General features: G+C 70.6%; 14 protein-coding genes and 1 pseudogene. 6 read left to right on the top strand and 9 right to left on the bottom strand.

The features are described from left to right. Positions 1-19: 19 nt before the first annotated feature. The 3 genes from ssuD to Q0741_RS22660 are packed head-to-tail and all read left to right on the top strand — an operon-like array spanning position 20 to position 3,065. The gene (ssuD, locus tag Q0741_RS22650; protein WP_298235458.1) at positions 20-1,162 is read left to right on the top strand and encodes an FMNH2-dependent alkanesulfonate monooxygenase; all 1,143 of its coding nucleotides are present in this window, start codon (positions 20-22) and stop codon (positions 1,160-1,162) included. A gap of 1 nt (position 1,163) precedes the next feature. Next, complete coding sequence (locus Q0741_RS22655) at positions 1,164-2,018, top strand: amidohydrolase family protein (RefSeq protein ID WP_298235459.1); 855 nt, start codon at positions 1,164-1,166, stop codon at positions 2,016-2,018. Positions 2,019-2,063: 45 nt separating this feature from the next. Further along, entirely contained in the window at positions 2,064-3,065 is a 1,002-nt protein-coding gene (locus tag Q0741_RS22660) for an Ldh family oxidoreductase (protein ID WP_298235460.1), read from the top strand. A 23-nt stretch (positions 3,066-3,088) separates the two neighbouring features. Here Q0741_RS22660 and Q0741_RS22665 read toward each other — a convergent pair whose 3' ends face one another. Genes Q0741_RS22665 through Q0741_RS22685 form a run of 5 tightly spaced genes read right to left on the bottom strand, consistent with a single transcriptional unit; the run spans position 3,089 to position 7,619 of the window. Next, on the bottom strand, positions 3,089-3,799 hold the full coding sequence (locus Q0741_RS22665; protein WP_298235461.1) for an alpha/beta hydrolase: 711 nt from the start codon (positions 3,797-3,799) through the stop codon (positions 3,089-3,091). 40 nt (positions 3,800-3,839) lie between these two features. Beyond that, positions 3,840-4,694 carry a class III extradiol dioxygenase subunit beta gene (locus Q0741_RS22670; RefSeq protein ID WP_298235462.1) on the bottom strand — a complete coding sequence of 285 codons (855 nt, stop codon included), beginning with the start codon at positions 4,692-4,694 and terminating at the stop codon, positions 3,840-3,842. Position 4,695: 1 nt separating this feature from the next. Beyond that, positions 4,696-5,139 carry a protocatechuate 4,5-dioxygenase subunit alpha gene (ligA, locus tag Q0741_RS22675; RefSeq protein WP_298235463.1) on the bottom strand — a complete coding sequence of 148 codons (444 nt, stop codon included), beginning with the start codon at positions 5,137-5,139 and terminating at the stop codon, positions 4,696-4,698. After that, positions 5,139-6,218 (bottom strand): aromatic ring-hydroxylating dioxygenase subunit alpha, encoded by a 1,080-nt coding sequence (locus Q0741_RS22680; protein ID WP_298235464.1) that lies wholly within the window; start codon positions 6,216-6,218, stop codon positions 5,139-5,141. Before Q0741_RS22680 ends, ligA begins: the two co-directional genes overlap by 1 nt. 57 nt (positions 6,219-6,275) lie before the next feature. Further along, positions 6,276-7,619, bottom strand: a complete 1,344-nt coding sequence (locus Q0741_RS22685) for an MFS transporter (protein ID WP_298235465.1) — start codon at positions 7,617-7,619, stop codon at positions 6,276-6,278. 423 nt (positions 7,620-8,042) lie between these two features. On the opposite strand from Q0741_RS22685, the gene Q0741_RS22690 reads away from it, so the two are divergent. After that, complete coding sequence (locus Q0741_RS22690; protein WP_298235466.1) at positions 8,043-8,660, top strand: DUF2239 family protein; 618 nt, start codon at positions 8,043-8,045, stop codon at positions 8,658-8,660. A gap of 50 nt (positions 8,661-8,710) precedes the next feature. On the opposite strand, the gene Q0741_RS22695 is transcribed toward Q0741_RS22690, so the two are convergent. Together Q0741_RS22695 and Q0741_RS22700 are read right to left on the bottom strand one after the other, a co-directional pair. Continuing rightward, positions 8,711-9,964, bottom strand: a complete 1,254-nt coding sequence (locus tag Q0741_RS22695; protein ID WP_298235467.1) for a cation:proton antiporter — start codon at positions 9,962-9,964, stop codon at positions 8,711-8,713. Between the two features lie 208 nt (positions 9,965-10,172). Continuing rightward, positions 10,173-10,901 (bottom strand): annotated as a pseudogene (locus tag Q0741_RS22700) (YoaK family protein); the annotation flags it as partial. Between the two features lie 123 nt (positions 10,902-11,024). On the opposite strand from Q0741_RS22700, the gene Q0741_RS22705 reads away from it, so the two are divergent. Then, positions 11,025-11,222: a ribbon-helix-helix protein, CopG family gene (locus tag Q0741_RS22705; RefSeq protein ID WP_298235468.1), complete on the top strand. Its 198-nt coding sequence runs from the start codon at positions 11,025-11,027 to the stop codon at positions 11,220-11,222. 110 nt (positions 11,223-11,332) lie between these two features. Next, positions 11,333-11,938 carry a hypothetical protein gene (locus Q0741_RS22710; protein ID WP_298235469.1) on the top strand — a complete coding sequence of 202 codons (606 nt, stop codon included), beginning with the start codon at positions 11,333-11,335 and terminating at the stop codon, positions 11,936-11,938. A 66-nt stretch (positions 11,939-12,004) separates the two neighbouring features. On the opposite strand, the gene Q0741_RS22715 is transcribed toward Q0741_RS22710, so the two are convergent. Together Q0741_RS22715 and Q0741_RS22720 are read right to left on the bottom strand one after the other, a co-directional pair. Beyond that, complete coding sequence (locus tag Q0741_RS22715; protein ID WP_298235470.1) at positions 12,005-14,125, bottom strand: HlyD family efflux transporter periplasmic adaptor subunit; 2,121 nt, start codon at positions 14,123-14,125, stop codon at positions 12,005-12,007. 11 nt (positions 14,126-14,136) lie between these two features. Next, the coding region (locus tag Q0741_RS22720; protein ID WP_298235471.1) for an HlyD family efflux transporter periplasmic adaptor subunit at positions 14,137-14,963 on the bottom strand (827 nt) is incomplete at its 5' end.

The following is a 14,963-nucleotide window of genomic DNA, read 5'->3' on the forward strand; positions in this document are numbered from 1 at the left end:
CACACTACAACGACACGCCATGAGCCTCGACATCTTCTGGTTCCTTCCCACCTCGGGCGACACGCGCTACCTGGGCAAGTCCGACTTCGGTCGTCCCGCGAGCAACGAGTACATGCGGCAGATCGCCGTCACGGCCGAGCAGCTGGGCTACGACGGGCTGCTCATCCCCACCGGCGCCTCCTGCCTGGACCCGTGGGTGGTGGCCTCCAGCCTCGTGCCGGTGACGCAGCGCATCAAGCTGCTGGTGGCGCTGCGCACCTCCATCAGCGGCCCCACCGCCAACGCGCGCCAGGCCGCGTCGCTGGACCAGGCGCTGCACGGCCGCCTGCTGCTCAACGTGGTGCCCGGCGGCGACGCCGCCGAGCTGGCCGCCGAGGGCGTGTACCTCAAGCACGACGAGCGCTACGAAGTGGCCGACGAGTTCCTCACCGTCTGGAAGCGCCTGCTGCAAGGCGAAAAGGTGGACTTCGAGGGCAAGCACCTCAAGGTCGAAGGCGCGAAGAACTACTTCGAACCCGAGAGCAAGCCCTACCCGCCGCTGTATTTCGGCGGGTCGTCGCCGGCGGCGCACGAGCTGGCAGCCAAGCACGTGGACGCCTACCTCACCTGGGGCGAGCCGCCCGCGGCCGTGGCCGAGAAGATCGCCGACGTGCGCGCGCGCGCCGCGAAGCACGGCCGCAGCGTGCGCTTCGGCGTGCGGCTGCAGGTCATCGTGCGCGAAACCAATGCCGAGGCCTGGGCCGCGGCCGATAGCCTGATCAGCAAGCTCACGGACGAGGACATCCGCGCCGCGCAGGCCAACTTCGCCAGGATGGACTCGGTGGGCCAGCAACGCATCACGGCGCTGCACGGCGGGCGGCGCGACAAGCTGGAGATCAGCCCCAACCTCTGGGCCGGCGTGGGCCTGGTGCGCGGCGGCGCCGGCACGGCGCTGGTGGGTGACCCCGAAACCGTCGCCGCCCGGCTCAAGGAGTACGCGGACCTGGGCGTGGACAGCTTCGTGCTCTCGGGCTATCCGCACCTGGAGGAGGCCTTCCGCTTCGCCGAGCTGGTGTTCCCGCTGCTGCCGGGCAAGAAGCCCGTGACGCTGCGCGACCAAACCCTCACCGGCGGCGCCTTCGACGTGCGCGCCGGCGAGACGGCCCAGAAGAAGGCGGCATGACATGAGCCTGCAAGTCATCGACATGCGCTGCAGGCCGGCGTACCTGCACGATTTCTTCGGCGCCACGCCCGATACCCCGGCCAACGACGTGGCGCGCTGGCTCAACCAGCGCGTGGGCACGCGCGGCAACCCGGAGCACTACGCGCGCTCGCGCACGCACGAGGGCTTTCTCGCGGAGATCACGGAGGCCGGCTTGAGCAAGGCCGTGGTGGTGGGGCGCCACACGCCCAGCCAGCACCTGCCCAATGACCAGATCCACGCCATCGTGAGCACGGACTCGCGGCTGGTGGGCATCGGCTCGGTGGACCCGGACCTGCTGGGCGCCGCCACGCCGGGCGAGATCGACCGCGCGATCGGGCAGCTGGGCCTGGCCGGCATCAACCTGGAGCCGGGCTTCGGCACGCCGGCGCGGCATCCGGACGACCCGGTGTACTTCCCGGTCTACGAGCAGCTCTCGGCGCTGGGCGTGCCGGTGTTCCTGATGTCGGGCCCGACCACGCCGGACCAGCGCTACAACGACCCCGCGCCGCTGGCGCGCGTGGCCGCGGCCTTCCCGAAGCTGCGCATCGTGGCCTACCACGGCTACTGGCCCAACACGCAGCAGCTCGTGGGCGTGGCCTTCAGGCACGAAAACGTGTTCCTGGTGCCCGACATGTACCTGTTCCTGCCGGGCAGCGAGGTCGTCGTGCAAGCCGCCAACGGCTTCCTGGCCGACCAGGTGCTGTTCGGTTCCTCCTACACCTTCCGACCCATCCGCCAGAGCATCGAGGACGCGCAGCGCCTGGGCTTCAAGGACGGCGTGCTGGAGAAGTTCTTTGCGGGCAATGCGAGGCGGTTACTTGGACTGGACCACTGATTGCGCCCCTGCGCGGGCACTGCGACACCGCAGCGAGGCACGGCCATGGCGAGGCTGAGCCTGGACGAGGCGCTGGGCCTCGCCGCCGCGGCGCTGGAGCGCGCCGGCGCCAACGCCGACATGGCCGCCTCCACCGCCCGCGCACTGGTGCTGGCCGAGGCCCAGGGACTGGGCTCGCACGGCCTGGCGCGCGTGCCGCAGTACGCGACGCACCTGCGCCATGGGCGGGTGGACGGCCGCGCCGTGCCGCGCCTGCTCACGGCGCGCGGTGGCGCCGCGCTCGTGGACGCCCAGGACGGCCTGGCCTTCCCGGCCTGCGAGCTGGCTGTGCTCGAGGCGATCCGGCGCGCGCGCGAGTTCGGCGTGGCCTTCGCCGGCGTGACGCGCAGCCACCATGGCGGCGTGATGGCGGACCACCTGCGCCCCGTGGCCGCGGCGGGCCTGGTGGGCCTGGCCTTCGCCAACTCGCCGGCGGCCATGCCGGCGGCGGGCGGGCGCCATCCCATCTTCGGCACCAACCCGCTGGCCGCCGCCTTTCCGCGCCGCGGCCACGACCCGCTGCTGGTGGACCTGAGCCTGTCCGAGGTGGCGCGCGGCAAGCTGATGGTGGCCGCGCAGCAGGGCCGCTCCATTCCGGAAGGCTGGGCGCTGGACAAGGAGGGCCGCCCCACCACCGACCCGAAGGCCGGCATGGAGGGTTCGATGCTGCCCATCGGCGCGGCCACCAGCGCCAAGGGCGCGATGCTGGCGCTGGTGGTGGAGCTGCTGGTGACGGCGCTCATCGGTGGCCGCTACGGCTTCGAGGCCTCCAGCTTCTTCGTTGCCGAGGGCAACCGTCCCCGCATCGGGCAGGCCTTCCTGGTGATCGATCCGGGCGCGCTGGCCGGCTCGCGCGAGTACCTGGACCGTGTCGAGGTACTGGTGCGGGAAATGCTGGTGGACGAAGGCGTGCGGCTGCCCGGCGCACGGCGCGAGCGGTTGCGGCACCGGGCGGAGACGGAAGGCATCGAGGTGGCGGACGCGCTGCTGGCGCAGCTGACGGCGTGATTCCGGTCCATGCCGGCCGACCGTCACCAGTGCATCCACTCCGCCAGCGCCCGCGACACGGCCTCGGGCTGCTCCATCGTGCTCATGTGGCCGCTGTCCTCGATCACGACCAGGCGCGAGCCCGGCACCATGGCGTGCATCTGCTCATGCCGCGACAGCGGGCTCCAGGCGTCCTCGCGCCCACAGGCCAGCAGCGTGCGGCAGCGCAGGTTGCGCAGCACCTCGCGCGCGTCGGGCCGGCCCAGCAGCGCCTTGATCTGCGCCTCGAAGATCGCCGGCGTCTGGCGCTCGATCATGTCCAGGATCCGCTCGAACAGCGGCGAGTCCAGGCGCGACGGATGCACCATGCCCCGCGCCCACACGCGTCCCATCTCGCGCATGCCCTTGTCGCGCGCCATCTGCAGCAGCGCCATGCGCTTGGCGCGCTCCTGCTCGCCGGCAGGGCCCTCGGCCAGCGGGTCCATGCCCGTGTCGAGCAGCGCCAGCCGCTCCACGCGATCGGGCGCCAGGCGCGCCACTTCGAGCGCCACGCGCCCCCCCATCGAGTGCCCGGCCAGCGAAAAGCGCTGCGCCGGCGCGATTTCCAGGACATGGCGCGCCATGCCGGTGATGGACGACAGCTCGCCATAGGACGGCACCACGCAGTCCGCGAAGCCCAGCGCTTCGCACTGCGCCGTCCACACGGCGGCGTCGCACATCAGGCCCGGCAGCAACAGCACACACGGTCGCGTCATGTTCTTCTCTCCTGGGTGCTTGCGCACCCGGTTTCCCTCGTCAGTTGTTCTCGAGAATCAGGTGGCCCACGGCCGTGTTCGAAGCGGGCACATGATAGAAGCGGTGCCTGAGCGTCGGCTTGGGGCCGCCGTTGACGTCGCTCATCGCGCCGCGCGCGATCAGCCACATCACCAGCTCGATGCCCTCGCTGCCGGCCTCGCGCACGTAGTCGATGTGCGGGATGCTGGCGGCGGCTTCCGGGTCGTCGATCAGCTTGTCCAGGAAGGCGTTGTCCCACTCGCGGTTGATCAGCCCCGCGCGCGGGCCCTGCAGCTGGTGGCTCATGCCGCCGGTGCCCCAGATCTGCACGTTGAGCGGCTCGTCATAGCTCTCCACCGCCTTGCGGATGGCCTTGCCCAGATTGAAGCAGCGCCGGCCGCTGGGCACGGGGTACTGCACCACGTTGACCGCGAAGGGAATCACCGGGCAGGGCCAGGCCTCGGGCTGGCCGAACATCAGCGACAGCGGCACCGTCAGGCCGTGGTCCACGTCCATCCTGTTGACGATGGTCAGGTCGAAGTCGTCCTGGATCACGGACTGCGCGATGTGCGAGGCCAGCTCCGGATGGCCGATGACCTTGGGCACCGGGCGCGGGCCCCAGCCCTCGTCGGCGGGCTGGAACTCCGCCCCCGTGCCGATGGCGAAGGTGGGAATGATGTCCAGGCTGAAGGCCGTGGCGTGGTCGTTGTAGACCAGGAAGATCACGTCGGGCTTGTTCTCCTTCTCCCACTGCTTGGAGAAGTCGTAGCCCTGGAACACCGGCTGCCAGTAGGGCTCCTGGGTCTTGCCCAGGTCCAGGCTGGCGCCGATGGCCGGCACGTGCGAGGTGTAGATGGATGCGGTGATGCGGGCCATGTCAGCCCTCCTTCCCGGGTTGCCGCGATGGCGGCTGGGGTTGCTGGGCCTGCGGGCGCTGCTGCTCGTGCAGGTAGCGGTTGCCTTCCGGCGAACGGCCGCCGGCGAGCATCATCTGGGCGTAGGCCTGCTCCGTCATGCCGGTCATGCTGCCCACCATCTTCTGCACGCTGACGCCGTCGGTGGCGCCGATCTTGACCAGAAAGTAGATGTTGCCGCCCAGTTCGATGCAGCGGTTGAGGTCGCGCGCCAGCACGGCCTGCTTCTGCTCCTCCGTCATCGGCCACTGGTCCAGGTAGGCGCGCTCGCCGGCCTTGAACTTCTCACGGTTCGCGGCCTTCATCAGCGACATGCAGAACTGGTTGAGCCAGTAGCCTTTGCGCGACTGCTCGGCATCGAACATCGTCGTGCCGGGCACGTCCTTGTAGGGCTTGTCGAGTGCCATTACTTCGCCGCCTCCCCCACGCTGGCGGCGCTGCCGGCGTCGGCCTTGGCCGCCGTCTGCTGCGCCAGCAGCCGGTCGATGACGCGGCGCGACTGCAGGCCGCCGGCATCGATGTTGAGCATCAGCAGCTTGCGATCGGGCCACAACGAGATGTTGGCCTGCTGGCGTTCCAGCATCTGCAGGTCCTCGCCGAAGACCTTGCCCTGCCCTTCGCGGATGGAGAGCGTGAGCGCCGGGTCCTGCGGCTTGAAGTGCCGCGCCATGCCCCAGAAGTAGTGGTGCGAGGTCTCGGTTTCCGGGGTGATGAAGTCCACCACGATGGCATAGACCTTCTTGTCCGCCGGCGCGTCCTTGCCGCCCTGGCCGGCCAGCGCCACCCCGACCTCGATCATCACGTGCGTGGGCGGCGTGAAGTGGCACACCTGCCAGCGGTCCACGCGCTGGTCATCGGGCAGGCCGTGGCCGCGCAGCGCCAGCTTCCAGAACGGCGGCGCCTCGGGCAGGTCGTTCATGAAGCGGCTGGTCATCACGTGGTCGCCCTCCGCCTTCGTGGTGCACGGCGTCTCGTCGATCTCCTTCTGCCCGATGGACGTGGAGTGCACGTAGGTCTCGTGCGTGAGGTCCATCAGGTTGTCGATCATGAGCCGGTAGTCGGCCTTGACGTGGTAGTAGCCGCCGCCATAGGCCCACTCGGGATCGTTGGCCCATTGCAGGTCGGGAATGAGCGCGGGGTCGGCCTGCGCCCGGTCTCCGGGCCAGACCCAGATGAAGCCGTGGCGCTCCTCCACCGCGTAGCTCTTGATGCACGGGAAGCCCCGCACGCGCTGCCCCGGCATGCCGACGGCCTTGCCGTCGCAGCCCATCTCCAGCCCGTGGTAGCCGCACACCAGCTTGCCGTCGCTGACGAAGCCCAGCGACAGCGGCGCGCCGCGGTGAGGGCAAAAATCCTCCACCGCCGCGGGCGAGCCGTCGGCCTGGCGGTAAAAGACGATGGCCTCGTTGCAGACCTTGCGGCCCAGCGGCTTGCCCTCGATCTCCTCGGGCTTGCAGGCGACGTACCAGGCGTTCTTCAGAAACATGTTGGGTCCTGTGGAAGAAGTGGTTGCGGGCGTATGCGTTTGGGGTGGCGACCGCGGTCAATGCGCCGCCGCGTGGGTCCGCGACTGGCCCGGCGCCGAGCGGCCGGTGCCGACGGCCATCACGGCCAGCGCCCCGGCCACCAGCGGCAGCGCGTAGGCGTAGTAGAGCGACGCGGGTTGCCAGCCGCCGTCGAGCAGCAGGCCGGCGGTCAGCGGGGCGACGATGGCGCCGATGCGGCCGATACCGATGGCCCAGCCCAGGCCGGTGGTGCGCACCGCCGCCGGGTACGTGACCGGTGCGAAGGCATACAAGCCCGCCATCGAGGCGAAGAGGAAGACGCCCATGCCGAAGGCCGCCGCGAAGGCCAGGCCCAGGGCCCCCGACACCGCGCCGAACAGCGCCGTGAACAGGGCATAGACCAGGAAGGCCGCCACCGTGAGATGGGCCAGCCGCATGCGCAGCGCCAGGGCGCCGAAGAGGCTGCCGCCGACGATGCCGCCGAGGTTGATCAGCACGCCGCCGGTGACGCCCTGCTGGGCCGACAGCCCGGCTTGCACCAGCAGCTTGGGCGTCCAGCTCAGCGAGAAGTACACGCTGAACATCAGCAGGAAGAAGGCCGTCCAGAGCATCAGCGTCGGACGCGCCAGGCCGTTCTTGAACAGGCCGGCCACGGCATTGCCCTCGGGGGCCGCCGCACCGTAGGCGGCGCGCTCGGGCAGTTGCTGCAGCGCGGGGCGCTGCATGAAGCCCAGGATGCGGTTGAGCTTCTCCAGCGCGCCGGCCGGGCGGCGGGCGATGAGGAAGTCCACCGACTCGGGCAACCGCCACAGCACGATGGGAATCATCACCGCCGTGGTCAGGCCGCCGAACACGAACACCGAGCGCCAGCCGTAGTGCTGCAGCAGCCAGGCCGCCACCAGCCCGCCCAGCGTCGCGCCGATGGGATAGCCCGTGGCCTGCAGCGCCACGGCGGTGCTGCGCCACTTCAGCGAGGAGTACTCGGCCGTGATGACGCCCACGCTGGCGAGCATGCCGCCGATGCCCACGCCGGTGAGCCCGCGCAGCCCGACGAGCTGCAGGTGGCTCTGCGCGATGCCCGACAGCAGCATGCCCGCGGCAATGACGATCAGGCACAGCACGATGACGGGCTGGCGGCCCATGCGGTCGGCCAGCGGGGCCACGAACAGCGAGCCCACCGCCATGCCCACCAGGCCCGCGCTGAACAGCAGGCCGAGCTGGGCGCCGTTGAGCTTCCACTCCGCCGCCACGCTGGAGGCCGTGAAGGCCATCACCAGCACGTCGAAGCCGTCGAGCATGATGAGCATCACGCAGATCGCCACGGCGACCCACTGGAAGCGGCTCATGGCGCTCTCTTCGAGCGTCTTGCGGATGTCGTTCATACAAGTCCCTTTCGAGGAACAGGTTGTCTCCTCAGCGTTCATGGCAATCGACCCGCCTCACGGCGAATGGGGTCATGCAAAGGCTGCGGATGGGTTTGATGGGCTTGTCGGCATACCGCGCGACGATCGCCCGGCGCGGCGCCTTGTTGCGCAGCCGAAGCATCACCGCGGCGGCCTTCGGCGACCAATGCCAAACAGGGGCGGAGCTATCAGTTCTGTTTATGGTTGCCCGGGCACCTTCGTGCGTCACCGCCTGAGCACCTGCGCGAGCGCTTGCAATTCGCTCGTCCTGAGGCGGCCTCCCTCGCTCTGCGGGGCATCCTGGGCCTGCGCGGCAGCGGCAATGCCCAAGCACGGTAGGGAGGCCCAGCATTTCACCCGGGTAATATAAAAATTCTTTTTACCCGGGTAATATCATGCGCCATGAGCACGGAAACTTCAGCCCCCATCCCCGTCCCGGAAGGACGGCAGTTCACGGCCTTCCAGGGCCATCGGCGCCTGGCGTCCGGTGCCATGGAAGCCGTCATGCGCGCAGCCGCCCGCGCCGCGGAGGACCTGGAGCCGTCCGAGCCGGTGCTGGTGTTCGATGACGCGACGGGCGTCCAGACCGACCTGGGCGCGCTGGCCACGCCCGCGGCGGCGGCCGGAGCGCCCGCACCGGTGCAGCCGGGCGGACAACCCGCGCGTCAGGCCGGACGCCCCAGGCTGGGCGTGGTCGCGAAGGAGGTAACGCTGCTGCCCCGGCATTGGGAGTGGCTGGCCCTGCAGCCGGGCGGCGCCTCGGTCACCTTGCGCCGGCTGGTGGACGAGGCTCGGCGCAGCCAAGGCCCGCGCGAAGCCGTGCGGGCGGCGCAGGAGCGCTGCTACCGCTTCCTGCATGCGATCGCCGGCAACCTGCCGGGCTATGAGGACGCGCTGCGTGCGCTGTACCGGGCGGACGCCGAGGGTTTCAATGGCGCCATGCAAGCCTGGCCGCAGGATGTGCGGGAGTACGCCGCCGGCCTGGCAGCGGCGGCGTTTGCCGAGGGTGGCGCGGCCTGAGGCAGTAGCCCGCGCAACCGGCCTGCCGAGCGGCGTTCCCGGTGCCGGTTCTAGGCCTCGGCCATGGCGGCACCGCCACCGACGCGGCGCATGACCCAGTTGAACAGCGGCGTGGCCATCAGCGTGGTCAGCACCGCCATCAGCACCAGCACCGAGAACAGGCCCGGCAGGATGACCCCGGCGGCCAGGCCGATGTTGATGATGATCAGCTCCATCAGCCCGCGCGCGTTCATCAGCGCGCCGATGGCCATGGCGTCGGTGTTGGACTCGCCGCTCAGCCGTGCCGCGGCCCAGCAGGCCACCAGCTTGCCGCCAAAGGACGCGGCCAGGATCGCCAGCGCGGCCACGAAGATGGCCGGCTCGAACAACATGTCCAGCCGCGTGTTCAGGCCCGAGTACGTGAAGAACATCGGCAGCAGGAACACCACGACGAAGGGCTGCAGCGCCGCGCGCAGCTTCTCGGTCAGCGGCCCGCGTGGCATGACGCAGCCCAGCAGGAAGCCGCCGAACACCGCATGGATGCCGATCGCATCCATCGCGAAGGCGCACAGCGAAAACAGCGCCAGCACCGCGGCCAGCAGGCTGCTGGGCAGGGGCTGGTCCGGGCGCACCCAGCTCGCCAATTGCCGCAGCAACCTGCGGCCCACGAAGATCATGAACAGCGCGAAGCCGATGCCGCCGCCGATGGCCGCATAGGCGCCGGACCAGCTGCCGCCGAAGCTCGCCAGCACGATGGCCAGGATGCACCACGCGGCGGCGTCGTCCACCGCGCCGGCGGTCAGCGCCAGCGTGCCCAGCGAGGTGCCCGCCAACCCGCGCTCGTGAATGATGCGGGCCAGCATCGGGAACGCGGTGATGGCGATGGCGGCGCCCAGGAACAGCGCGGCCTCGCCTTGCCGCGCCTTGTCAGCAAACAGGCCGGGCACCGTGTGCAGCCACGGCGTCAGCGCGAAGGCCAGCATGAAGGGCAGCACGATGCCCGCGATGGATACCGACATCGCGCTGCGCGCGCGCGACTTGAAGTGGTCGGCCCGGAACTCCGTGCCGACGAGGAACATGTACAGGCCCACACCAAGCTGCGCGGCGACGTAGAGCATGCCCATGGTCGGCTTGGGGAACAGCGCCTGTTGCAGGCCGGGCGACAGCAGGCCGAACAGCGAAGGGCCGAGCATCACGCCGGCGATCATCTCGCCCACGACCTGCGGCTGGCCCAGGCGCTGAGCCAGGCGCCCCACCAGCTGGGACACCAGGACGATCACCGCCGCCTGGGCAAAGAAGTAGACCGAGAGCTGCGAAGGAGGCATGGCGGTAGGCGGGGAAACCTGGGGACGTTCAGGGGGCGCGGGATTATGGGCCGTGCCGCCTCCTTCGCCCCACCGCCCATCCCGCGCCGCGGCATCCCGCCCATGAACACCGGCCATGCCGTTGCAGGCGCATCGGCATGGCCGGCCGGCGGAGGGCGCCGGCGCCTGGAACGGCGTCTCAGCTCCTGAGCTTCAGCACCAGCCGGCCCAGATCGTCCAGGGCCGGCACGCTGGCCAGGGCGGTCAAGGCCAGCGCCAGTGGCACCGTGGCGGCGTAGCCCAAATGCTTGAAGCCCAACGCCCCGAACACGCCACCCATGAAGAAGCACACCGCCAGCAAGGCCAGGATCTGCAGGCGCGCCCGGTCCGCCCGCACGCGCGGCGCGTCGGCCGCGCGCGACGCGTTCCAGTACGCCAGCTTGCCCAGCTCGATGCCCAGGTCGGTCACGAGGCCCGTGACGTGCGTCGTGCGGATCTCCGCCCGGGACAGCTTGGTGATGAGGGCGTTCTGCAGCCCCATGATGAAGCTCAGCAGCATGACGGTGAACGGCACGAACAGGCCGTGGATTTGCGCCAACCGCTCACCCAGGGCGCCGAAGCCCAGCAGCAGCAGGGCCTCGAACATCAGCGGCAGCGCGAACTCGCTGTGCAGGCGGTGGCGCCGCGCCAGGTTCACCAGGATCGCGGAGCATGCCGCGCCGGACACGAAGGACAACAGCGCTCCCAGGCCGGCCAGGTATTCCCGCAGTTCTCCCAGCGCGAGGTGATCGGCCATCGCCGACACGACGCCGGTCATGTGCGAGGTGTACTGGTGCACCGCCAGGAAGCCGCCCGCATTGGCCGCGCCGGCGACGAAGGCGAGCACCAGGCCGAGCTGGCGGTTGGCATCCGTGCTGCGCTCGCGCCCCGTCAACTTCCTGGCGTACCGGATCGGCATGGTTTCTCGCCTCGACCAACACGGGACACCGCCGCCACAGGCAAACGGCCGAATCCGTTGGCATGTTAATCAAATGTGCGTCAAATTATAATTGAACGCACATAAAACCGCATCCGAAACGCCATGGAACAGAAGACGGCACGCTTGACCGTGCTCATCGATCCGGCCAAGAAACGCGCTTTCGAACAACTGTGCGCGCAGCAGGACAAGACGCCGTCGCAGGTGGTGCGCCAGCTCATCCGGGACTACCTGAAGGCGCATGGCGTGGCGTGGCAGCCAAGTGGCATGGAGGCCAACGCTGCCGAGGACAGGGAAAGCTGAGCTCCCGCCCACGACACCACCCCCATGCCGTTGCCCGCGCACCGGCAAGCCCGGCTACGCCTGCCGGCCGGGCTTTTTCCTTTCCTGACTGATCGAGGCGTGGAGCTTTGGTGAAACGCCGCCACCTGGCCGGCGTGACGGACGAGCTCTGGCTCGAAGCCGTGCGGCTGCATGACGACGCCAGCCTGGCCGCGCAGCCCATCGCGCAGTTGCAGCCCGCGCAGCAGATGGCGATGTTGCTACACCGCGTGGAGCGCTACGGTGCCCTGATCAGCCGCCGTGCCGGGCGCGAGGCGCTGTCGCCCACGCAGGCCGCGCAGCAGGTGTGCCTGGGAGCGGACGGCCGTCCCGACATGGTGGGCGCGCTGCTGCTCAAGGTGATGAGCCTGTATCCGCCGGGCAGCTACGTCTCGCTGGCCAGCAACGAGGTCGGCATCGTGCTGGCCCGGGGCGACCACGTGCGCCAGCCCATCGTGGCCGCGCTGCGCAACGCCCAGGGCATGACCATGGCCGAGCCGCGGCTGCGCTACACCGCCCAGGCGCAGTCGGCCGTGCGCGCGGCGCTGCGCCCGAGCGAGGTCAGCACCGATCCGCCGCTGGCCAAGCTGCAGGAGCTGCGCTCGTTCCTGCGCTCGGCACAGGCGGTTTCGCCCCCTGCCGCGCCCGCGGCCAACAGCGCGCAGGCCCCGGCGACCGGGACTGCGAGCGGGGGCTGAGGGGCTCCGCCCTCTTCTGCGGCGCATGGGGTAAACCGCGCATCCCCTGCCTTCTTTCCCCGCTCCCTAAAACCCCGCTTCCCTCCAGAACGCCCCCACCGCCGCGCGCAGGTAGGGCCAGCCCGGGGCGGCCCAGTCGCCGGCGATGACGACCCGGCCGCGCCAGGCCTGCTTCGCCAGCGCGCCGGCGTCGCCCGTGAGCTTGAACGTCACGCGGTAGACGCCGTGCTCCGGGTAGAGCTGCCCGCGCTTCTCCCGCACCAGCACCGTGCCGCCCTGCGGCGCGCTCAGCTCCCCTTCGGGCAACGTGCGCGCGGCATCGGCCTCCACGCCCGCCACCTCCAGCGCCACGAAGGGGCCCTCCAGCCCGTCGGCGTAGAAGCGGGCGCGGTGCCCCGGCGCCACGCGCGCCACGTCCTCGCCATCCAGGTAGGCCACCACCGTCTGGCCCTTGTCCGACACCACCCGCGCCAGCGGCTCCCGCGCCGTCAGCCAGTCGCCCGGGCGCATGTCGGGGTCCAGGTCGCGCAGCACGCCGTCGAAGGGCGCCATGGGCGCGTAGAGCGCGGCATCGGCCTCGATGGTGGCCCACTCGGCCTCGGCGGTCGCCAGCTCCTCCTGCAGCACCTGCCATTGCGCGCGCAACTCCGCGTCGAAGGTGCCGGCCGAGACCTGCCAGCGCAGCCGCCGCAGCTTGGCCGCCACGCTGCGGCGGCGCCCCTCCAGGTCGGCCGCTTCCAGTTCCATGAGCACCGTACCGGCGGCCACACGGGCGCCCTCGGCCACCGGCAGCGCCTTCACCTGCGCATGCGCCGGGGCATACACGACGTACTGATCCACCGGTTTGAGCAGCGCGCCGGCGCTGATGCGCGTGGGCAGCGGCACCGCCATCAGCAGCGCCAGCGTCGCGAACACGCCGAAGCTGGCCCAGGCGCGGCGACTGGACCTCAATTGCGGCCAGCGCTCGCGCCAGGCCTTGAATTCGTGGAAGAAGGGCATGAGCACGAACCAGACGATTTCGACGATGAACAGCAGGATCCCCACCGCCTTGATGAAGAAGGCGTAGACCAGCACCGCGATGCCCAGGAACACCACCAGGCGGTAGATCCAGGTGGCCCAGGCGAACAGGATCAGCCCCATGTGGCGCCGGTGCCCGAAGTGCTCGGGCACCGGCTCGCGCAGCTTGAACAGCCGCTCGCGCAGGTCCCAGCGCGCCAGTGCGAAGGCGCGCGCGTGCAGGTTGGGCATCTCCAGCCAGTCGGACAGCAGGAAGTAGCCGTCGAAGCGCATGAAGGGGCTGGCGTTGATGATCACGGTCGTGACCCAGGTGGTGGTCGCCAGCAGGAAGGCGATGGAGCGCGCCGTCCCGTCCGGCAGCAGCCCCCACGCCAGCGTCGCCCACACCGCGATGGTCAGCTCCGTCAGCACCCCGGCCCCGGCCACCTGCAGCCGCTGGCGCCGCCGGGTGAGCTTCCACACCTCGTTGGTGTCGGTGTAGGCCACCGGCCACAGCACCAGGAAGGCCACGCCCATGGTCGGCACGCGACAGCCCAGCCGCTTGGCGGTGAAGGCGTGCCCCAGCTCGTGCAGCACTTTCACCACCGCCAGCGCCAGGCCGTAGGCCGCCATGCCCGACCAGCTGAAGGTGTCCACCAGCGTGGCGGCGAAGACCTCGCCGTTGCGATGGACCTGCGCCAGCCCCAGCACCAGCGCCGCCAGCGTCAGCCACCAGAACGGCGCCGACCAGAAGAAGCCCAGGCGCGGCGCCCAGCGCGTGAGCCAGCGGTCGGGCCGTACCAGCGGAATGCGGAAGAACAGGTAGTTGTGCAGCAGCCGCTGGCCCAGCGTGCCGCGGCGCTGGTGCAGCCGCTGCGCCATCTCGCGCGCCGCGCCCGGTGCCACGCGCAGCAGCTGGTTCTCGTGCAGGAAGCGCAGCACCGCCTCCATGTCCGAGGGCTCCAGGGCCAGCGTGGTGTCGCGCCGCACGGCGGCCAGGATCGCGTGCGGATCGCCCATGTGCCAGCGGCTGAGCACCTCGAAGGTCGGCCAGTCGAGTTGGAAGAACAGGTTGCGCACCGGGTCGTGCAGCGTGTGGCTGGGCTGGCCGTCGCGCAACACCGGCCCGGGCAGCAGGTGCAGTTCCTCGCGCAAGGGCGGCAGCCCGCGCGGCGCCGGCGCGGCCGTCATCGGCGGCTGCATCACAGCCCCAGGGTCTGGCGGATGGCGGCCAGCGGCCGGCGCAGCATCCAGTACGCCAGCGGCGCCCAGTGCCCGCCGACCTTGGCTGTGCCCTTGAGGCCCACGCGCTGGTCGGTAGCGCCTTCGAGCGTGGCGCGCAGCCGGTAGGCGTAGCTGCCGTCGGGGCGCGGCACGGCCTCGTGCGAGACGTAGCGCACCCGGGCCGCGAGCGAGTCCAGCGGGCTGGCCGCCAGGTACAGGCTCACCGGCGCGGCCTCGGGCAGCGGGATGGCGTCGCTCAGCGGCACCCAGGCCTCGACCTCGATGTCCCCGGGCGCGGCCACGCGCAGGATGCGCTCGCCGGTCTGCACCGGCTTGCCGATCCACTCGGTGGGGTCGTCGAAGAGCGCGATGCCGTCCTGCGGCGCCACCACGCGCGAGCGCTCCAGCAGGCTGCGCAGGTAGTCGGCCTCGGCGCGCTTTTCCTCGATCTTTCCCTGCAGCAGCGCCAGCTGCGCCTTGGACTTGAGGTCCGACACGGCCTGCTGCGCGTACTGGCGGTACTCGGTCTCGGCGGTGGCCAGGTTCTGCGCCGCCACCTCGGCGCGGGCCTGCAGCTGGGCCTCGTCGAAGGTGAACAGCAGCTGCCCGGCCTGGACCTGCTCGTTCGGCCGCACGTGGAACTGCCCCACCACGCCGTCGATGGGCGCGCGCACCACGGCTGGATGCGCAGGGACCAACTCGCCCGGCGCCAGCACCGACAGCCGCACCGGGCACACCATCACCGCCAGCGCCGCCGCGGCGGCCAGCACGCGGCGCCGGCGCCACCACGGGCGCCCGGGGCGGC

The sequence above is a fragment of the uncultured Azohydromonas sp. genome (assembly GCF_937926365.1).
Lineage (GTDB): Bacteria > Pseudomonadota > Gammaproteobacteria > Burkholderiales > Burkholderiaceae_C > Azohydromonas.